General features: G+C 61.9%; 15 protein-coding genes and 1 pseudogene. 7 read left to right on the top strand and 9 right to left on the bottom strand.

The features are described from left to right. The first annotated feature begins 1 nt into the window (after window position 1). Window positions 2-1,828, top strand: coding sequence for an alanine racemase (locus tag X742_RS161855; protein ID WP_023770982.1), 1,827 nt, complete (start codon window positions 2-4; stop codon window positions 1,826-1,828). Here the strand turns inward: X742_RS161855 and X742_RS161860 are convergent, their stop codons facing one another. The 7 genes and pseudogenes from X742_RS161860 to X742_RS161885 form a co-directional block, all read right to left on the bottom strand. Continuing rightward, window positions 1,829-3,205, bottom strand: a complete 1,377-nt coding sequence (locus X742_RS161860) for an FGGY-family carbohydrate kinase (protein WP_023770981.1) — start codon at window positions 3,203-3,205, stop codon at window positions 1,829-1,831. Continuing rightward, window positions 3,202-3,519 (bottom strand): L-rhamnose mutarotase, encoded by a 318-nt coding sequence (rhaM, locus tag X742_RS161865; protein WP_023770980.1) that lies wholly within the window; start codon window positions 3,517-3,519, stop codon window positions 3,202-3,204. Before rhaM ends, X742_RS161860 begins: the two co-directional genes overlap by 4 nt. Then, a complete protein-coding gene (locus X742_RS161870; protein WP_023770979.1) occupies window positions 3,519-4,520 on the bottom strand; it encodes an ABC transporter permease in 1,002 nt (333 codons plus the stop codon). The genes rhaM and X742_RS161870 overlap by 1 nt, the downstream gene beginning before the upstream one ends. After that, complete coding sequence (locus X742_RS161875; protein WP_023770978.1) at window positions 4,517-5,494, bottom strand: ABC transporter permease; 978 nt, start codon at window positions 5,492-5,494, stop codon at window positions 4,517-4,519. Before X742_RS161875 ends, X742_RS161870 begins: the two co-directional genes overlap by 4 nt. Beyond that, a pseudogene (locus X742_RS01000000169825) lies at window positions 5,491-6,920 on the bottom strand (sugar ABC transporter ATP-binding protein). Before X742_RS01000000169825 ends, X742_RS161875 begins: the two are co-directional and overlap by 4 nt. 87 nt (window positions 6,921-7,007) lie before the next feature. Continuing rightward, window positions 7,008-8,003, bottom strand: a complete 996-nt coding sequence (gene rhaS / locus X742_RS161880; protein WP_015319234.1) for a rhamnose ABC transporter substrate-binding protein — start codon at window positions 8,001-8,003, stop codon at window positions 7,008-7,010. A gap of 54 nt (window positions 8,004-8,057) precedes the next feature. Further along, window positions 8,058-8,861, bottom strand: a complete 804-nt coding sequence (locus X742_RS161885) for a DeoR/GlpR family DNA-binding transcription regulator (RefSeq protein ID WP_023770977.1) — start codon at window positions 8,859-8,861, stop codon at window positions 8,058-8,060. Window positions 8,862-9,048: 187 nt separating this feature from the next. On the opposite strand from X742_RS161885, the gene X742_RS161890 reads away from it, so the two are divergent. The 3 genes from X742_RS161890 (at window position 9,049) to ggt (ending at window position 14,518) form a co-directional block, all read left to right on the top strand. After that, window positions 9,049-11,151, top strand: coding sequence for a bifunctional rhamnulose-1-phosphate aldolase/short-chain dehydrogenase (locus X742_RS161890; RefSeq protein ID WP_023770976.1), 2,103 nt, complete (start codon window positions 9,049-9,051; stop codon window positions 11,149-11,151). Window positions 11,152-11,238: 87 nt separating this feature from the next. Further along, window positions 11,239-12,531, top strand: coding sequence for an L-rhamnose catabolism isomerase (gene rhaI / locus X742_RS161895; protein WP_023770975.1), 1,293 nt, complete (start codon window positions 11,239-11,241; stop codon window positions 12,529-12,531). A 253-nt stretch (window positions 12,532-12,784) separates the two neighbouring features. Continuing rightward, window positions 12,785-14,518 (top strand): gamma-glutamyltransferase, encoded by a 1,734-nt coding sequence (gene ggt, locus X742_RS161900; protein ID WP_023770974.1) that lies wholly within the window; start codon window positions 12,785-12,787, stop codon window positions 14,516-14,518. An 80-nt stretch (window positions 14,519-14,598) separates the two neighbouring features. Here ggt and X742_RS22115 read toward each other — a convergent pair whose 3' ends face one another. Then, window positions 14,599-14,940: a hypothetical protein gene (locus X742_RS22115; protein ID WP_015319229.1), complete on the bottom strand. Its 342-nt coding sequence runs from the start codon at window positions 14,938-14,940 to the stop codon at window positions 14,599-14,601. A gap of 3 nt (window positions 14,941-14,943) precedes the next feature. Here X742_RS22115 and X742_RS1000000173860 point away from each other — a divergent pair, with 3 nt between their 5' ends. Continuing rightward, window positions 14,944-15,135 carry a hypothetical protein gene (locus X742_RS1000000173860; protein WP_084056415.1) on the top strand — a complete coding sequence of 64 codons (192 nt, stop codon included), beginning with the start codon at window positions 14,944-14,946 and terminating at the stop codon, window positions 15,133-15,135. Between the two features lie 180 nt (window positions 15,136-15,315). Here the strand turns inward: X742_RS1000000173860 and X742_RS161905 are convergent, their stop codons facing one another. After that, complete coding sequence (locus X742_RS161905) at window positions 15,316-15,750, bottom strand: hypothetical protein (protein ID WP_023770973.1); 435 nt, start codon at window positions 15,748-15,750, stop codon at window positions 15,316-15,318. A gap of 213 nt (window positions 15,751-15,963) precedes the next feature. Here X742_RS161905 and X742_RS1000000173850 point away from each other — a divergent pair, with 213 nt between their 5' ends. Both X742_RS1000000173850 and X742_RS161925 read left to right on the top strand, forming a co-directional pair. Beyond that, window positions 15,964-16,203, top strand: a complete 240-nt coding sequence (locus X742_RS1000000173850) for a hypothetical protein (RefSeq protein WP_156939354.1) — start codon at window positions 15,964-15,966, stop codon at window positions 16,201-16,203. Window positions 16,204-19,340: 3,137 nt separating this feature from the next. Then, a complete protein-coding gene (locus X742_RS161925) occupies window positions 19,341-20,408 on the top strand; it encodes a cyclic nucleotide-gated potassium channel (protein ID WP_023770968.1) in 1,068 nt (355 codons plus the stop codon). The last annotated feature ends 358 nt before the right edge of the window (window positions 20,409-20,766 follow it).

Below are 20,766 nucleotides of genomic sequence, written 5' to 3'. Positions count from 1 at the left end.
GATGTCGGGACCGCAAGTCGCCATCGACCTTGGCCGCATCGAGCGCAATGCCCGCACCATTGTGGACCGCTGCGCGCTTTCGGGCATCAAGGTTTTCGGCGTCACCAAGGGCACTTGCGGCATGCCGCAAGTGGCGCGCGCCATGCTGCGCGGCGGCGTCTCCGGGATCGCCGAGTCGCGTTTCGAAAACATCCGCCGGCTGCGCGACAGCGGTATCAGCGCGCCGATCATGCTGTTGCGCAGCCCGCCTATGGCGCGCGTCGAGGAGGTGGTGCGCACCGTCGACGTCAGCCTGCAGTCGGAACTGACGATCATCCGCGAGATCTCGCGTATCGCCGAGCGTATGGGCCGCGTCCACGACATCATGCTGATGATCGATCTCGGCGACCTCCGCGAAGGCATCTGGCCGAACGACCTCATCCCCACGGTCGAGCGGATTCTCGACATGAAGGGCGTGCGCATCGCCGGCATCGGCACCAATCTCGGTTGCTTCGGCGCCATCATGCCGACAGAGGAAAATCTCGGCCAGCTCGTCGCCCATGCCTACAAGACCGAGCGTCTGTCCGGCAAAAGCCTGGAGTTCATCTCCGGCGGCGCGTCGTCGTCCCTGCCGCTGCTGCTTGAAGGCAAATTGCCGGCTGGCATCAACAATTTGCGCGTCGGCGAAGCGATCCTGCAGGGCGGTGTCGAAACCTTCCGCGATGTGCCATGGGCGGAACTCGAACCCGATGCCTGCCGGCTGACCAGCGACGTCATCGAGGTCAAGCTTAAGCCGTCGCGGCCGATCGGCACCTCTGGTTACGATGCCTTCGGCAACCAGCCGATCTTTCTCGACCAAGGCGACAGGCTGCGCGCCATCGCCAATATCGGCCGCGAGGATGTGCTGGTCGAAGGGCTGATCCCGATCGCCAAGGGGATAAGGGTGCTCGGAGCCTCCAGTGACCATCTGCTGCTCGATGTGCAGGATGCGGACCCGCCGCTCGCCGTTGGTGACCGCGTCGCCTTCCGCATGAGCTATGGCGCCATGCTGCTGGCGATGACCTCGGAATATGTCGAAAAGGCGCCTATGCACGATGTCGCGGATTTCTCCGGCCGCAAGATGGTGTCGATCTCGGCCGAAGCGGAAGCCGCTCGCATCCTCGCGCGCGAAGCAACTGGCGCCCGGTTGGAGGCGATGAATTTCGACGTCGTCGAACTGGCCGATATCGATCGGCCGCCCTCGGGCCTGATCCGGTTCTCCGCCGGCGCCGATCGTCGCATCGCGCACAAGGCGCTGACCGCAACGGCCCGCGCGACCCACTCCTTCGGCCTGATCTGGATCGATTCCATCGCCGCGCTGATGCCGGAGGACGAAGATGGCATCGACCTGCCGGAGGCGTCGGTACTGGCGCGCTCGCTTGGCCTCGACCACAAGGCCGGCGCGCTGCAGCCGCAGCTGTCGCCGGAAAACGTCGTAATCATCGGGCTGCGCCATGCCGACCCGGCGGAAGTGCGGGTTCTGAAGGATTCGCGCGTCTCGGCCTTCACGATGACCGATATCGACGCCATGGGCATGCGCGACCTGATGCACGAGGCAATCCGCATCGCCACCTCGGGCACGCAAGGGTTTCATGTCAGCTATTCGCCCACGGCGACCGAATTCGCCGGCTGGGCGGCTGGCTCCGGCGGCCTCACCGTGCGCGAGACGCATCAGGCGATGGAGGCGATCGCACTTTCCGGCGGGCTGCTGTCGATGGATGTCTCCGGCCTGAGTACCGATCTGGAGCCCAGGATCGGTAGCGACGCGGTCAACTTCGTCATGTCCGCCTTTGGCAAGCGGATTCTCTGATCAGCCAATAGCCTCGACGGCCGCCCGCCACGAGATGATATACTCCGCCCAGGCCGGATCGGCCGGCCGCTCCTGTGTTTGACCTTTGCCATGCGCCGCGCGCTGGTTGGATGCCAGCAGGGCAGCCCCGATGCTGGTGCCGGTAGCGGCCTCCGATGCGATGACCGCGCGGCCAGTGCTCGCGGCAAGCATCCGCGTGAACAATTGATTGCGCGCGAAAGGCCCCTCGACGGTCGTCGGGCCATCGCCGCCGACGAGGTCGAGGCAGGTCGCCGTCATCAGTGCCAGATAGAAGGAGATGGCGGCAAAGCGTTGGCCGGGAGGGATCGCCTCGCCCTTGCGCCAGGCGGTGGTGTGATGCGGAAACGGCCCCGAGCCTTGCTGGATCGAAGGCAAAAGCAAAGTCTTGCGCGCCAGCACCGTGGTGACATCGCTGTCGCTCCAGCTCTGCGCCGAGCCTTCGGTCAGCAGCGAGAATTCGCGGCCGCCCATGAACCGCGCCGAGGGCACGGGGTCGCCGAGCGCATTGACATTGACCAGCGTATCCCTTGCCGGATCGAGCGCCACCGTCTTGCCGCCGACCGCCATTGACACCACCCAGGTGCCGGTCGAGACCACGCAGAAGGGCGGCGCGTCTGACAGGAGATGCGGCAGCAGCGAGGCGTTGGAATCGTGCAGGCCGCAAAAGACCGGGGTTTGTGGATCGAGCCCGGTCCGCTGCGCAAGCGCGGGCAGGATCGAGCCAAGACGATCGCTGGCCGGCCGCACGGGAGCCATCAGCTCGCGCCAGCCCAGGCGATCGACCAGCGCCGAAAAATCCCCCGTCCAGGGGTTCCACAAATCGGTGTGGCAGCCGAGCGAGGTGACCTCGTTGGCGGCGACGCCGGTCAGGCGCAGCGCCCAGTATTGCGGGTACATCAGCATCGCGGCGGCCCGGGCGAACTCCGTCGGGAAACTTTGCTGCTGCCAGAAGAATTGCGCGCCAAGATTGAGGCCGAGCGGCAGGCGCGGCGAGCCGGTCTCGGAGAAGGGCGGGCGGATCGCGTCATAGTCGGCCGCGAGCCCATCGGGCCCACCGTATTCATAGTCGAGGACAGGCAGCACCAGCTCGCTCCTGGCATCGACCACCACGCCGGTTGCGCCATGCGTGGTGATCGAGATAGCGTCGATGCGCTGTTCGCGATTGAGGTCGGCAAGGCTGTCGAGGATAAACGCCCAAAGCGCGTCGACATCGTGATGCGGGTAGGGCGCTTGTCGCGCCGGCGCGTTCGCCACCCGGCGCAGCGTCACCTCGCTCAATGTGGCGAGATCGACCAGCGCCACCTTGGCGTTGGTCTTGCCGATGTCGATGACGGCGATGTGGCGGACCGCGCTCATCCCATGTGGAACATTATTTCCAGCGGCACCGCCACCGGCTCGTTATCCGGTTTCGTCTCCATGATGTCGGCCATTTCAGCCCACCAGCGCTGCATCACCTGATGCTTCGGCAGATCGTCCATGCCGTGGCCATCGCGCCGCCACAGCACGCCGAACAGGATGTTCGTCTCCTCGTCCAGATGGATGGAGTAGTCGGAGACGCCGGCCTGCTTCAGCAACGCGACCAGCGACGGCCAGATTTCATCGTGGCGCTTTTTGTACTCGGCCTTCATGCCGGGTTTGAGCATCATCTTGAATGCGTATTTCTCGGGCATCAGGCCAGGCGTCCCCCGCGCAGCCGCCGCCAGACGATCGGCAGCGCGATGACGATGATCAGCAGCAGGCCGATGAAGATCGACATGACGATGCCGGGCACGTTGAGCAGGCCGAGCCCGAAGGTCACCAGCCCCATGATCAGGGCGGCAAGCACCACGCCGAGGATGCTGCCGGCGCCGCCGAGGATGCTGACGCCGCCGAGCACCACCATGGTGATGACCTCCAGCTCATAGCCCTGTGCGATCGACGGACGCGTCGAGCCGAGCCGCGACGTGATCAGCACCGAGGCGATGCCCGACATCAGGCCGGTCAGGCAAAACAGGATGAATTTTATGCGGCCGACGCGCACGCCGGAAAACTGCGCCGCGACCGGATTGTTGCCGATCGCGAAGACCCGGCGGCCGAAATTCGTGCGGTGCAGCAGGAACCAGTAGACCACCGCGGCGATGAGGAAGAGCACCAGTTCGAACGACACCACCCACCAGACATAACCCTGGCCGAAGAAGGCGAAGCTTTCGGGATAGCCCTTGTAGGCCTGGTCACCGAGAATGATGAAGGCGATGCCGCGAAACAGGCTCATCGTGCCGATGGTGACGACGATGGACGGCAGGCCGAGCCGCGTGACCAGCAGTCCGTTGAAGGCGCCGCAGCCGAGCCCGACGACGACGCCGATCAGGACAAGCCCCGGCGTGCCGGCGCCGGCCTGCACCGCCATGCCCATCATGGTCGAGGCGAGCGCGATGATGGCGGCCACCGACAGGTCGATCTCGCCGGAAATAATCAGCAGCGCCATGGCGAACGCGATCAGGCCCTTCTCGGTGAAATTGAAGGTGAGATCGGACAGCGAATACGGGTCGAGGAAATAGGGTGAGGCGAAACTGTTGATGGCAAAGATGGCGATGGCCACCACGACCAGCAGCGCTTCCCAGGAAAAGATCGCCGAAGAGAGCGGTCTGTCGAGCCGGTCGGGAATGTGGCGAGGGGCAGGGACGTCGGTCATGCCGCTTCCACTTTCTTGAGGATGATGCGGCCCTGCTGGCGTTCGCCGCGCGCGTTGAGCACGACCGCCAGGATGATGGCGCTGCCCGAAATCGCCATCTGCCAGAAGGGCGAGATGTTGATGACCGGCAAAGCGTTGGAGATGATGCCGAGGAACAGCGCGCCGAGCACGGCGCCGCCGACCGAGCCGATGCCGCCGGCGATCGAGATTCCGCCGATGACGCAGGCGGCGATGATGTTCAACTCATAGCCGTTGGCGACCTCGACCGAGGCGATCACATAGCGCGAGATCCAGAGATAACCGCAGAGGCCACCGATCATCCCGGAGATGCAGAAGACGATGAATTTGGTCCGCCCGACATCGATGCCGGTGTAGACGGACGCCGTCGGATTGACGCCGATGGCATGGATCGAGCGGCCGAGCGCGGTGCGCGTCATCAGCACGAAGAACAGCGCGATCACCAGGATGGCGATCCAGGACAGAACCGGAATGCCGAGGAAAGCTGCGCGCTGGAAGCCGATGAAATCCGCACTCATCTTATCGGCATTGACCCAGGCGCCACCGGACAGGACGAAAGTGGCGCCGCGATAGATGGTGAGCGTGCCCAGCGTCACCACGATCGAGGGTATGTTCAGACGCCACACCAGCAGGCCGTTGATAGCGCCGAGCATCAGCCCCACTGCAAGCGCGATGACGATCAGAAGCGGGATCGGGATCGCCGGATGGGCGGCGTTCAGCATCGCCACCACCATTCCGGTGAAACAGAGGTTCGACGCCATCGACAGGTCGATCGAGCGCGTCAGGATGACGACCATCTGGCCGAGCGCCAGGATCATCAGGATCGAGGTGTCGTTGAACACCTGGCGCAGATTGCCGAGGTCGGCAAAGGCGGGGTAGCGCGTCGAGATCAGCCCGATCAAGACGACGATGGCCGCGAGCAGCCAGATTTCGCGGTATTTCAGGAAAGCTTTCATGCCGCGATCCCTGCTGCTGTCCTGACCAGCGTCTCGGCATCCAGTCCCTCGTTGTCGTAGACCGCCGCGACAAGCCCCTCGCGCATGACGATGACGCGATCGGACATGCCGAGAATTTCAGGCAGTTCGGACGACACCATGATCACCGACAGGCCCTGCGCCACCAGTTCGGCCATAAAGCCGTGCACGGCGGCCTTGGAGCCGATGTCGATGCCCTTGGTCGGTTCATCAAGGATGATCACCTTGGGCGTCGTCGCCAGCCATTTGGCGATGACCACCTTCTGCTGGTTGCCGCCAGATAGCGTGCCGACATCCTGGCTGAGCGAGGAGGCCCTGAGGTCGAGCCGTTCCGTGTAGGAGCGGGCCAGCGAAAATTCCTCCGCCAGCCGCAGCATGCCTGATTTCGAGGTGCGGGCGAGGGATGGCAGCGAAACATTCTGGAAGATCGGCAGGCCGATAACCACACCCTGCTTGCCGCGTTCTTCCGGGACGTAGACGATGCCGGCCTCGATCGAATCCGCGGCCGATTTCGGCGCGATCGTCTTGCCATGCAGCATGATCGTGCCGCCGCTTACGCGGGTAATGCCAGAAATCGCCTGCATCACCTCGCTGCGCCCCGCGCCCACCAGGCCATAGAAGCCGAGAATCTCGCCCTTGTGCAGTTCGAAGCCGATATCCCTGAACAGATCGGAAGAGCGTCGTGTAGGNCTTCGCCGACCATCTCGCCGTCGCGGAACACCGTGTAGCGGTCGGCAATGCGATAGATCTCGTCGAACTTGTGGCTGATGAACAGGATCGCCTTGCCCTGCTCCTTGAGGAATTCGATCAAAAGGAAAAGCTCCTCGATCTCTTTCATCGAAAGGGCTGCGGTCGGCTCGTCCATGATGACTATCTGGGAGTCGATCGACATGGCGCGCGCGACGGCGACGAGATGCTTGTTGGCGATGCCGAGATCCCTGAGCCGCGCATCGGCATCGATATGGCCGGCATGCATGGTGTCGAGCACTTCGCGCGCATTCTTGCGCATCGTGCGCCAGTCGATGGTGCCGAGGCGCGTTCGCGGCGCATGGCCGAGAAAGATGTTTTCGGCGACGCTGAGATCGTCGAACAGCACGGTTTCCTGATGGATGGCGGTCACGCCGTGGCCAAAGGCGGCGTGCGCGCTGGGCAGCGCGACGGCTTGGCCGTCGATGCTGATCGTGCCCGCATCGGGCTGGTAGATGCCGGTCATGATCTTGACCAGCGTCGACTTGCCGGCGCCGTTCTCGCCGATCAGCGCCGTCACCTGGCCGGGATAGAGCGACAGGCTGACATTGTGCAGGGCACGGACACCGGGAAAGCTCTTGGAGATGCCGGACAGCGCCAGGCGCGGAGCGGAGGCCGGAAGCCGCTCGTCGGTCTCGCTATGTCGGGCCGTCGTGTCCATATCCGTTCCGTGTCAAGCCCTGAAACTAGGTCCGTTTGAAGTCGCGGCGGGATGTGAGTCCCGCCGCGCCAGCTTGAAAGCCAGAGATCAATAGATCTTGGAGAACTTCTCGATGTTGCTCTTGTCGAACTGGAAGGGCGGAGCCATCGCGGCCGAGTTGGTGTCGTCGAGCGTGACTTTGCCGACGCGGCCGATCGACAGCGTCGCACCCGGCTTGGCCTCTTCCTTTTTCACCGCCAGGTCATGGGCGAGGTAGACGGCGGAGTAGCCGAGGTCGATCGGGTTCCACAGCGCAACCGCCTGGCTGGCGCCGTTGTCGATGAACTTCTTGAACTCCGATGGCAGCGCCAGACCGGTGACATTGACCTTGCCGATCAGGTTCTCGTCGGTGACGACCTGGGCGGCGGCGACGACGCCGACGGTGGTCGGCGCGATGATCGCCTTGAGGTTCGGATAGGACTTCAGCAGGCCCTTGGCCTCGTCGGTGCTCTTGGCCGAGTCGTCATCGCCATAGACGGTGGCGACGAGCTTGATCTTGGGGAACTTCTCCGGCAGCACCTTCTTGGCCGCTTCGATCCAGGAATTCTGGTTGGTCGCGGTCGAGGAAGCCGACAGGATGGCGACATCGCCGCCTTCCGGCAGATAGTCGGCGGCAAGCTTGATAATGGTCTCGCCGATCAGGCCGGTGTCGGACGGGTTGAGGTGAAGCTGGCGGCCTTCCTTGGCGACGCCCGAATCCCAGGAGATGACGGTGATGCCGCGCTCCATGGCCTTCTTCAGCACCGGCACCAACGCGTCGGCGTCATTGGCGGAAATCGCGATGGCGTTGACCTTCTGCGCAATCAGCGAATTAACCACTTCGATCTGGGCTTCGGCGGTCGCCTTGGTCGGGCCGGTGTAGATGATATCGACGTCGCCGAGTTCCTTGGCCGCCTCTTGCGCGCCCTTGTTGGCGGCATCGAAGAAGCCGTTGCCGAGCGACTTCACCACGAGCGCGATCTTGACGTTTTCCGCATAGGCGGCATTCACGAACATGGCGGCCGAGAAAGCCGCGGTCACCATCAATTTCTTCAAGAAGCTCATCGAATTTCCTCCCTTGAGTGTTGCATTCCATCGCCGCTGCGGCGTGAGGGTGTCTCAGGCCTGCAGTGAAGATTCTTCCTTTGTCGACTTGCGGGCGACGATCAGCGTCACCCCCGCGGTTTCCAGCATCTTGGCTTCGCGGTCCTCGATGCCATCGTCCGTGATGACGGTGGCGATGCGCGAAAGACCGCACAGGATCAGGCTGGAGCGTTTGCGGAATTTCGAGGAATCGACCAGCACCACCAACTCGTCGGCCTGGTCGATCAGCTTCTGCTCCGCCTGAATCAGAAGTGGATCGCCTTCCATCAGGCCGAGAGGCCCAAGTCCTTGAGCGCCCATGAACATGCGGCGTGCGTAGAAATTGCGCGTCACGTCATTGTCGAAGGGCGACAGGATGATGTTCTGCTCGCGATAGATGGTGCCGCCCGACAGCATGACCGTATTCTTGGAGTGCTTGAGCAGGTGCTCGGCGATAGGGAACGAATTGGTGAAGATCGGCATGCGGAGGCCGGCCAGGAAATGCACCATCTGGAAGGTGGTGGTGCCGCCATTGATGATGATCGGCTCGCCATCCTTGCACAACTCGACTGCTTCACGAGCGATCGCCCGCTTCTGCGCCGCGTTGAGCGTTTCGTTGACGGAAAAGGGCCGGCCGGCCAGCCCGATGAACTGCGGCGGCGATATTGCTTCAGCGCCGCCGCGCACCCGGCGCAGGCGCTTTTGGACATGGAGAGCCGCGATGTCGCGCCGGATCGTCGCCTCGGACGATTCCGTCAGGTCGACCATTTCCTGCACCGTCACCACAGGTTTTTCCTGGACGGCGGACAAAATGATCCTGTGGCGCTCTTTTTCGTGCATGGTTCCTCCCTGCCTAAGCATCTAGGCACCCAAACCGAGCAGTGTCAATCATTTCCGATCATATAATTTCATTGTGCAGTGCAATATGATTGATATTGATCGTTTGTGATTGACAAGCTCGCCTCTTGCGTAGACATTCCCGAGCGAAAAAGGAGCGCATGGTGCGCGCTCCAAGGGAGGATTACCTATGCTCGACAAGCGCTCCGGCTCGCGCCTCGCCAATCTGTGGGACGATGCGAAAGCCAAGGGGATGAGTGAGCCCGAGCTGCTGGTCTATCGCTCGAACACGCTCGGCTCCGACAAGCGCGTCACCAATTATGGCGGCGGCAATACCTCCTCGAAGATATGGCAGAAGGATCCGCTCACCGGCCAAGATGTCGAAGTGCTGTGGGTGAAGGGCTCGGGCGGCGACAGCGCCTCGATCAAGCTTGACGGCTTCGCAACGCTCTACATGGACAAGCTGCGGGCGCTGAAGGGGCTTTATCGCGGCGCCGAGCACGAGGACGAGATGGTGGGCTATCTTCCCCACTGCACCTTCAACCTCAATCCGCGCGCGGCCTCGATCGACACGCCGCTGCATGCCTATGTGCCGAAGCCTTTTGTCGACCACATGCATCCCGATGCCATCATCGCCATCGCCGCCGCGAAGGATTCCAGGGCTCTGACCAAGGAGATATTCGGCGATGTCATCGGCTCGTTGCCATGGAAGCGGCCGGGCTTCGAACTCGGCCTGTGGCTGGAGAAATTCTGCCTCGAACACCCCACCGCCAAGGGCGTCATCCTCGAAAGCCACGGCCTTTTCACCTGGGGCGATACGCCGAAGGAATGCTATGAAACGACGATTTCGGTGATCAACCAGGCCATTGAGTGGTTCGAGCGCCGCTCCGAAGGCGTGGCGATCTTCGGTGGCGAGGTGGTGAAGTCGATGGACGCCGCCGATCGCCGCGCCATTGCCGCCAAGCTGATGCCCAGGATTCGCGGCCTGATCTCGGAAAAGAGCCACAAGCTTGGCCACTTCGATGACTCGCCCGCCGTGCTCGAATTCGTCAACTCCAGGAATTTGCGCTCGCTGGCCGCCCTCGGCACCTCGTGCCCGGACCACTTCCTGCGCACCAAGATCCGCCCGCTGGTGATCGAATTCGATCCCGCAAAACCGGATGTCGACGCCGTCATCGCGCGCCTCGCCGACGACATTGCCGAATATCGTGTCGGCTACCAGGCCTATTACGATAGCTGCAAGCATGCGGATTCGCCTGCCATCCGCGACCCCAACGCGGTGGTCTATCTGATGCCCGGCGTCGGCATGTTCACCTTCGCCGGCGACAAGGCGACAGCGCGCATCTCGGGCGAGTTCTACGTCAACGCCATCAACGTCATGCGCGGCGCCTCCACTGTCTCGTCCTATGTTGGCCTGCCAGCGCAGGAGGCTTTTGACATCGAGTATTGGCTGCTCGAGGATTTGAAGCTGCAGCGCATGCCGAAGCCGAAGTCTCTCGCCGGCCAGATCGCGCTGGTCACCGGCGGCGCCGGGGGCATCGGCCGCGCCACGGCCAACCGCCTGCTGCGCGAGGGCGCCTGCGTCGTGCTGGCCGATATCGACGAGGCGGCACTCGCCGGCGCCAACGAGGAACTGGCAAATGCCTATGGCAGGGATTTCGTCCGCCCGGTTCTCATCAACGTCACCTCGGAGGACCAGGTCGTCGCCGGCTTCGCCGAGACGGCCGTCGAGTTCGGCGGCATCGACATTCTGGTCTCGAATGCCGGCTTGGCATCGTCGGCGCCGATCGAGGAGACGACCCTGGCGCTGTGGAACAAGAACATGGACATCCTCTCCACCGGCTATTTCCTGGTCTCCAGGGAAGCATTTCGGCTGTTCCGGGTACAGAAGATCGGCGGCAACGTCGTCTTTGTCGCCTCCAAGAACGGTCTGGCGGCATCGCCCAACGCCGCCGCCTATTGCACCGCCAAGGCGGCCGAGATTCATCTCGCCCGCTGCCTNGCGCTGGAGGGCGCGGAAGCCCAGATCAGGGTCAATGTCGTCAACCCGGATGCGGTGCTGCGCGGCTCGAAGATCTGGACCGGCGAGTGGAAGGAACAGCGTGCCGCCGCCTACAAGATGTCGACCGACGATCTGGAAGAGCACTACCGCTCGCGTTCGCTGCTGAAGCGCTCCGTCTTCCCGGAAGACATCGCCGAGGCGATCTATTTCCTCGCCTCCGACATGTCGGCCAAGTCGACAGGCAACATCATCAACGTCGACGCCGGCAATGCGCAGAGCTTCACGCGCTAGCCTTCCTTCTCCCCGTCCACGGGAGAAGGTGCCCGATGGGCGGATGAGGGGCGGTGTCAGCCGAACGCAATTTTGGGAGGAACAGCAGTGTCCGAATCCATCATCTCCGGCGACATCGTCGCCAGCAGTAACGCCGCGCGCAAGGTTGACCTCGAGCGTGACTATGCCTCGCTCGGCGAGCGCCTCGACCGCCGCGGCATCGCCATCGACTCCATCCGCGCCAAAGTCGAGAAATTCGCCGTGGCGATCCCGTCCTGGGGCGTCGGCACCGGCGGCACCCGCTTCGCCCGCTTTCCCGGCGCCGGTGAGCCGCGCGACATCTTCGACAAGATCGAGGATTGCGCTGTCATCCAGCAATTGACGCAGGCGACGCCGACCGTGTCGCTGCACATTCCTTGGGACAAGGCCGATCCGAACCGGCTGAAGCAGGCGGCCGCACGCTTCGGGCTTGGCTTCGATGCCATGAACTCCAACACCTTTTCCGACACGAAGGACCAGACGCTTTCCTACAAATTCGGTTCGCTGTCGCATGCCGATGCCGGCACGCGTCGTCAGGCGGTCGAGCACAATCTCGAATGCATCGAGATCGGCAAGACGCTGGGTTCAAAGGCGCTGACGGTGTGGATCGGCGACGGCTCCAACTTCCCCGGCCAGGTCAATTTCGCCAAGGCGTTCGAGCGCTATCTCGACGCCATGAAGGATATCTATGCCGGGCTGCCGGATGACTGGAAGCTGTTCACCGAACACAAGATGTACGAACCTGCCTTTTACTCCACCGTCGTGCAGGACTGGGGCACCAACTACATCATATCAAGGGAGCTCGGCGACAAGGCCTTCTGCCTTGTCGACCTCGGCCATCATGCGCCCAACGTCAACATCGAGATGATCGTCTCGCGGCTGATCCAGTTCAAAAAACTCGGCGGCTTCCACTTCAACGATTCGAAATATGGCGACGACGATCTCGATGCCGGGTCGATCGACCCCTATCGGCTGTTCCTGGTTTTCAACGAGCTGGTCGATGCCGAGCTGTCAGGCGCCAAGGGTTTCGACCCCGCCCATATGCTCGACCAGAGCCACAATGTCACCGATCCGATCGAAAGCTTGATGCTGTCCGCTGTGGAGGTGCAGCGCGCCTATGCGCAGGCGCTGCTGGTCGACCGAAAGGCGCTTGAAGGGTTCCAGGACGGCAATGACGCGCTGATGGCGACGCAGACGCTGAAGGCGGCTTATCGAACCGATGTCGAGCCGATCCTTGCCATGGCACGGCTGAAGACAGGTGGCGCCATCGATCCTGTCGCCGCATACCGGGCGGCGGGCTACCGCGCCAAGGTCGCGGCGGAGCGGCCAGCCGTCGCGGGTGGTTCCGGCGGGATCGTTTGAGGTAGAGCCGACCTCCCCCTTGCGGGAAGATGTCCGGCAGAGGGGACGCTGTCGCGTCGACGTCTCAGCTGATTCCAGTTACCTCATAGTCAAACCTGAACAAACGTCCGAAAGTTGGCGATCCTTCACGCCTCCTCTGCCCTGCGTCTCCCACCCCAAGCGAGCAGTCACCAACCCGTGAATGTCTTCATTGAAGATGGACTCGATCGCTCCAAGTAGCTTTTCTAGGCAAGCACCACTTGGAGAACCCGCCATGCATCTCACCCGTCGGACATTGATCGCCCTCGGCCTTTCCATCGCCTTCGCCTTTTCGTCATCGGCTTTCGCCGCGTCGCCAGCACCGGCCAAGGGCGAGAACGGCATGGTCGTCACGGCCCAGCATCTGGCTTCCGAAGTCGGCGTCGAGGTGTTGAAAAAGGGCGGCAATGCCGTCGATGCGGCTGTCGCCGTCGGATATGCCTTGGCCGTCGTCTATCCCAATGCCGGCAATATCGGCGGCGGTGGCTTCATGACCATCCGCTTCAAGGACGGCAAATCGACCTTCCTCGATTTCCGCGAGCGGGCGCCGCTTGCCGCGACCAAGACCATGTATCTGGACAAGGATGGCAACCCGGTGAAGCGCGCTAGCCTGGACGGCTATCTCGCGGTCGGCGTACCAGGCTCGGTGGCCGGTTTCGAGATGGCGCGCCAGAAATACGGCACCTTCTCCAGGCAGGACCTGATGGCGCCGGCGATCGCCTATGCCAGAGATGGGTTCGTTCTCAACCAAGGCGATGCGGCTTCGTTCGCCGGCAGCGCCGAAAGGTTGGCGAAGGACCCAGCGGCGGCGGCGGCCTTCCTCAAAACCGATGGCAAGCCCTACGGCATCGGCGAGAAGCTGGTTCAGCCCGACCTTGCCGCGTCGCTCTCAGCCATTTCCGAGAGAGGTCTCGATGCTTTTTACAAGGGCGCCATCGCCGACGCCATCGTCAAGGCGAGCGGCGCCAAGGGCGGTATCCTGGCCAAGGGTGATTTCGAACAATACGCGGTGCGCGAGTTGAAGCCCGTCACCTGCTCCTATCGCGGCTACGAGATCATCTCTTCGCCGCCGCCGAGCTCAGGCGGCGTCATCATCTGCGAAATCCTCAACGTGCTGGAAGGCTATCCACTGTCCTATCTCGGCGCCGGCTCGGCCGAGACCGTCCACGTCATGGTCGAGGCGATGCGCCACGCCTATGTCGACCGCAACTCCGCGCTCGGCGATCCCGATTTCGTCGACAACCCCGTTTCCAGGCTGCTGGACAAAGCCTATGCCAAGGACATCCGCGACAAGATCGATCCGTTCCGCGCCGGCGTGTCGCAGGATCTGATGCCGAAGGGTTTTGGCGAGTCGAAGGAGACGACGCATTATTCGATCATCGACAAGGACGGCAACGCGGTCGCGGTCACCTACACGCTGAACGGTTCGTTCGGTGCCGGCGTCGTCGCCGACGGCACCGGCATCCTGCTCAACAATGAGATGGACGACTTCACCCAGAAACCGGGCGTGCCCAACCTTTATGGCCTCGTCCAGGGCGAAGCCAATGCCATCCAGCCGAAGAAGACGCCGCTGTCCTCGATGAGCCCGACCGTGGTGGCCAAGGATGGCAAGCCGTTCATGGTCATCGGCAGCCCGGGCGGCTCGCGCATCATCACCATCACGCTGGAAGCCATCGTCAACGTGATCGACCACGGCATGAACATCCAGGAGGCGATCGACGCGCCGCGCATTCATCACCAATGGCTGCCCGATACCGTCTATGTCGAGCCGTTCGGCCTTTCGCCGGATACAGAAAGACTGCTGGCCGGGATGGGCTATCACCTCGATCTCAGCGACCAGAGCTGGGGCCAGGCGGCGGGCATTCTCGTCGGCGGCAAGAGCCTGGCGGAAATCGAGAAGGGCGGCGGCGCGCGCTACAATGGCGCCATCGACAGCCGCGCGGCATCGGGCGAAGCGCTCGGATATTGATAGGCCGCAAGACCGTTGCTTTCCGGATGAGGCCGGATTCCGCCTTTCGGAACCGGCCTCTGCCTCATGGCTCGGAGCCGTCAGGTCACCAGCGTGATGGTCGAGGCGATCAGCATCAAGGCAGCGATGCCAACGAACAGCGCATAGATGCGTGGTCGGTCGAGCAGCAGCGCGTTTCCCGATATCCAGGCCGACGTGGCGCCGCCCAGCGCGAACAGGAAGCCGTTGCGGTGGCCGAAAGTCATCGACGCGGCCATTAGCCCGCCGATGATCAGGGCGCCGAACACGATGATCACGGCGACCGCGTATTTCTCGAAGTCGTTATTGCCGATCCCTGGTCCGATCGCGTTCAAATTCGGCAGGTCGTCTGGATCGAACGGGTTCGCCGACCCGTATTCGTCTTGACCCATGGATTCTCGCATCACTTGATCTCCGCTGACCGGCAACAAACCATCAACGCCTGCCGAGCGCAACCCGATCACGCCGTGGCGGATGCGCCCGACACCGCCTTCAGCCCCTTTTCGGGATGGTTTGCTGACGGATTTTGGGAGCTGTTGCCAGATCGCGTCACCTGCCTTCTTGGGTTTGTCGCCGTCGGTCTCATCTTAAAACCTTGACTAGAAAAAGCTCATCCGCACCCACGAATTCGCCAGGGCGATGGCGGACCGCCTCGACGCGCTTCCGGGCCCGCGGGCAAGCTTCGAACGCCATGCAGGCGAAAACCACATGTCCGATCCTGCCGGTGACCGTCAAGCGGGCGGTGCAGGCGGCGTTCGCCGGTGCGGTAGAATTTCTGTTCAGCGCGCAGGCGGCAGTTCGAACAGCTTTGCGCCGGTTTCCTGGCCGCGCTCGACATAGCCGATAACGCCGAACCACCTGGCGACATCGGGCCCCTGGAGCCAACTGCGCGAGTGGATGGGAAGGTTGCCGGCAAGCGCCTGGATATGCCTGATATGCCGCTTGCAAAAACGGACGGTCGGGCCGCGGAAGAAATCCTCTTGCGCGGCGAACAGCGTATCGGCGGCGTCGCTGTTTTCATGCCAGGCGATGATCGCCACCGCCTTCTCGCCCTCGACAAGCGCATGCGCGCGGCCTTCCTTCAAATTCATCATCAGATTGTCGTAGGCGATCTTGCTGTTCTTGCCGGCCGCCGCGTACTCGTCCGACATCCGCTTCGACAGGCCATGGAAGACATCCTCGAGATCCCCAAGCGTTGCTGCGCGTGCTCTCATTTCACCTCCTGCAGCCCCGGCAGGGAGTTTGCCCTAGGGTTGTGGGATCACCAAGCAAATTGAATCCTCCACAAGCCCGGCGAAGGCAAAGTCGTTCCCTTCCATCGATCTTTGTGACAGGGCGGGCACCCGCACCAAGCTGACAGAAGGCTTCAGCCTCCCGGTTCTTTAAGATACAAGGGAACAGGAGCCTGTGGTTGCGGTTAACTGGATATGCCAGCCAAGATCCAAGAACCACCACCGAAGTCCGGCCCGCAGCCACCCGTCCGCCGGCCGGACAAGGAAGCACCGTCAGAGCCTGAGCATGTCGATCCGCCACCGCGAGACGTGCGAGAGGCACCGGCACCAAATCCCAATGGTGACAAGAAAGCCGAAGCGACGACACCGAAGGCCCTGCAACAGGCGCATGCGATTGATAGCGATCAGGTGGTCCATAAGCGCTTGGATTTTTGAAATAATGGTGCCAGAGGTGGAATCCAAGTGATGGAGATCTGCCTTTGTTTCCAAATGGTTGGCGCCCAGGCGACAGCAGGGCTAACCTACAAAAATACCAACAAAAATTTTTCTGTTGATTGGCTCGGTTCTGGAGCGGCGTCGCTCCGTTACTTGCGGGTTAGCAAGCGTTTTCGGTTCCTTTGCCATACCAGCGCCGTCAACCATCGGTCGAGATGGTAACGGACTTCCACGCTTTGATCTCATGTGCAAGGCGTTCAACCCTGTCTTGGAAAGCATCCCGATCGTCGGCAATGCACAATCCTTTTCTTGCATCACGCGACCACGTGAGGGGAAAGCCAACGACGACGTTCAATGGATGGAAGGCCAAACTTTTGTTTTGACGAAGAACTCGAGCGAGTTCGACCGTACACTCTTCATGACTTGTGGCGGTCGCTAGGCACTCACATGGCCGCGCTCAAAGTCCGCAGCTCATCGTAGGAAAGTTCATGAATCAGTGTCCAAGCAGTCGCAATCGGACATTGCCCAACATCTATAAATACCTCCCCGAAATGCGCGACGCCATGGCCAAGTACGAAACCAACCTCAGCACTCTTCGACAGACGTGAAGCGGGCGCATGCTGCCGTGCGTCTCGGTTCCGACCAACGCTCGCCAAGCTTCCGATGAAATGATACTTTGTCAGCGTCAATTGGATTGTATTCCATTGGGCATCGCGATGCTCAATAACAGGACCTACCGCGATGAGGTGCATAAGCTGGAAAGAACTGAAGACCATCGTTCCGTATTCCAGACAGCATATCGGCCGCCTGAACAGGCCAACCAGTTCCCCTAGCGGGTAACTCACGGCCAGTGCCGGGTGTGCTGGGTTCTCGATGAGAGGGGGCCGCCCCGAGTGCAAGCAGCACCTCGCCGTCGGCATCCCGGAACACGGGGCCTGCGATCCGGTGAATGCTCCCGAGGACACAATCGCCGAGTCAACTCTAGGAGCTTCACCGGCCCCTTGGTGTGACCCGGAAAAAGCCGGTTGGTTCACCTCGCGCGCCAAATTCTGCCCCAAAGCCAAAGCGCGAAAGGCCGGAGAGCTTAGTCAGAAAGAACAATCCAAGCGGTTGAGGAGGCCTTCCGTGAGCGAGAGGCTGATGAAAGCGGTAAGGATTTCAAATGGGTTATACGGCGAATTCTGTCGAGGAAGGCCAATGGTCCGGCTACTTCAAACGGAAACGACGCCTAGCCAAACCATTGTCGGGCGTTTCCAAGGACTTTCCTGCACTATGTCGCCCATACCGGGTCGCGCGAACTGTTCCGCCTCTCGGTGCTGGCAATAGCGCTCGGCGTCNTCCTGCACTATGTCGCCCATACCGGGTCGCGCGAACTGTTCCGCCTCTCGGTGCTGGCAATAGCGCTCGGCGTCGCCTTCGGCGCGGCAAAACTGTTCGGCGTCTCGCTGGCGCTGGGCGCCTTTTTTGGAGCTACCATCCGGTGCGGGATGCTTTGTATTCGACGGCCGCCTTTCCCGAGCAGATGGATTTCAGAATACGAGCGAACAATGAAACATCGCCGAAGTAATTTGGGTATATCTCGACAAGCCTTTCGACGTTGTCCACCTCAACCAAGACAGCCGTCGAATCAACCCCCCGTAGCGCGATTTTTTTCTCTATGTCTTCCAACTTCCGCGCACCCAACATAAGAGTTCGGAATGGCTGGATGGCAACGTTCCGATCCGCGCTATATTCCACCAAAAGGTGCCGAAAATTCCGCGCTGACTGTGCGACGTTCTTTGAGTGGAGAGTAAGATTCGGTATGTCTTCCAGTACACTTGTCGCACCTATACGACTGTTGATATCCCGCAATTCCCGCACTCGGTCATCGTGTTCCGGANGGATTTCATGGGGGAACTTGTCTCGCATCGATGCGAGAAGCAAGCGAACACTTTGGATGTCGGGCATGATCGCTCGGCAGCCGCCGATGTCGTTCATGGTGTCCAAATTGGTGGTGGACTCTCGAAGCTTCCGACAGATGGATGCCATACGCTTCGGACGCGATGCCATATCGCCCTTCAATCGCAGGGCTTTGATGTGGTGACCGACAGAGAACCGAACGCTCCGCATCGGCAGAAAGTGCGAGTCGCGCCAGCTATTGGTGATCGAGAAGATTCGCAGCGTGTCCACGTACTGGCCGGCAGTGGTGTCTTGTCCGAACTGCATAGGTTTTGCCAGCCGGTCGCCTGCGTTGCGAACGGCTTGTATGCTGTATTTAAGGCGCGGGTACTCAGTCATTGGACCACAAAGTCAAGGTAGGCCGGCTCATTCTGGACTGGGCGGGACGACTGCAAGAGAATCGGATCTATGGATCGCATCGCTTTGGACACGTCAAGTCGGTTCAGAGCGGCTGGGATCCAAGCCGCAAGACCTCGACAGGGCGTCCTCGAGTTGCGCCAGCGGTGACATCACCGGCTCCTGCGACTTGGGCGCACGCAACGTCGGAACCATGCCATTGCCGCCGCCTACGAACAGCGCCTCTCGAGTAATATGGCCCAGCCGGCAATTGCGGACCTGACCGCCGGGCTGTGGCAGAGGCCAATCCAGTCGCCGGCCCGCACCGTACTTTGGTCTGCAAGAACTTATGCCAAGCCGAACCAAAGGCACCAGCCATGGACATGGCAATCGTCAGTTTGCGCCCTTAGGCGAGAGTCTCCTGGGTGGGTGCCAAATTCCGGATCGCGCTCACCAGCGCCGATACAGCCGACCAGTTGGAAATGTTGGAGGGCCGCGTGGAAGCAGCCGATGGCACCCTGTCCACGTTTATCAGAATGAGTACGAGGCGACCCTGCAAGTGCCGGAAGGCCAGCATGAGTTTTGGCTCGACGGTATAATAACCAGCCGGCCGGGCCGCTCGATCTTCCTGCAGCCTGGCGTGCCGCACACGTTTTGGTGGTGGGGAACGGGCCGAGGAGAACCGCACGCTCGTGAAACCAGGCGGATTGAGCGTTTCTTCTTAGGTGTCGCCGGCAGCCTCACCATTGCCGCCGTCATGTACGAGGCCGGGGCTCTCTATGGCGCAGCGAAAGGTAAGCACCTTTGCGCTTGCCTTGAAGGCATCCTATCCTGGAGGAATAGCATCCGCTCGTGGGCATGGAATGTCGGTACTGCCTTTCTTGAGAATTTACGCTCCGCTGAACGCGGTGCTGGCTGCGCCTGGGCTGCTGGCTGTGGCCGCGCTCACCATGCCGGACATGTCCGGTAGAAGCAGGCTGGCACTGACTGCCGTGCTTGCGGTCATTTGGGGCGCTTATCTCCTGCAGATGGCCGAGACGCTGCTCAAGCGCTGGGCGGGAGACCTTCGCGACAGGACGCCGGCAATCGCCATTGATATGCTCGCGGTTTTGGTTCCACTCGCTGCATTTCTGCTCGAAGGCACGCCCGACCGGAGCCTCTACTGTGCCGTCTGGCTGCTCAAACCGCTGCGCGACTCGACTTTCTTCCCGGTACTGGGCAGGGTGCTGGCCAACGAAGCGCGCAACCTGATCGGCGTCACCACGCTTTTCGGCGTCGTTCTGTTCGGTGTCGCGCTCGCGGCGTATGTCATCGAGCGCGACATCCAACCTGAAAAGTTCGGCAGCATCCCCCAGGCAATGTGGTGGGCGGTGGTCACGCTGTCCACCACCGGTTATGGCGACGCCATTCCGCAAAGTTTCGCCGGTCGCGTCCTTGCTGGGGCGGTCATGATGTGCGGCATCGGCGTCTTCGCGCTCTGGGCCGGCATTCTTGCCTCCGGCTTCTATCAAGAAATCCGTCGCGAGGACTTCGTCCGCAATTGGCAATTGGTCGCCGCCGTGCCGTTGTTTCAGAAGCTCGGGCCGGCCGCGCTGGTCGAGATCGTGCGCGCGTTGAGGCCTCGCAGTTTGCCGGCCGGCGCCGTGATCTGCCGCAGGGGCGAGACCGGGGACCGGATGTTCTTTGTTGTGGAGGGGCGGGTGAGCGTCGTGATGTCGAACCCCGTGGAGCTTGGCCCTGGCGCCTTCTTCGGCGAGATGGCGCTGATGAGCGGCGAACCGCGTACGGCGACCGTCAGCGCAGTGACGGCGGTCTCGCTCCTGTCGCTGCACGCGGCGGATTTCCAGATGCTATGCAGCAGCAGCCCGGAAATCGCGGAAATTATCCGCAAGACCGCGCGCGAGCGGCACGGCGCGGCACCGACGGCTTGACCTACCACGGTGTTCGTCAGGAGGAGGACGCGATGGCAAGGCTGCCCAACTGCCTGTCGGCGGATCCGCGGCAATTCCTTGGCAGATGAGCCAGTCCTTGCCATGATTCCGTCGGCCGATCGCCGGATTAGGCCGGAGACCGGCGGTCGCGGCTGGCGCAATGGTTAACGAGAGCTTTCCAAGTGAGGCCAAATCGTGACGTTTCTGCAACACAGGTCGGGGATAGCAGCCGAACTGTCCTTTCGCCGGTACGATCGTTGTTGAACGCCGCCGGCTCATGGGTAATGTCGAATTTGAAGGAGCGGCGCGGTGCGCATCTTTTTCGGTAGTGGGGATGGGGCAGGGAACGCTGTCCTTC

Source organism: Mesorhizobium sp. LNHC229A00, from assembly GCF_000502415.1.
GTDB lineage: Bacteria > Pseudomonadota > Alphaproteobacteria > Rhizobiales > Rhizobiaceae > Mesorhizobium.
This window is presented reverse-complemented; position numbering and strand designations above follow the sequence as displayed.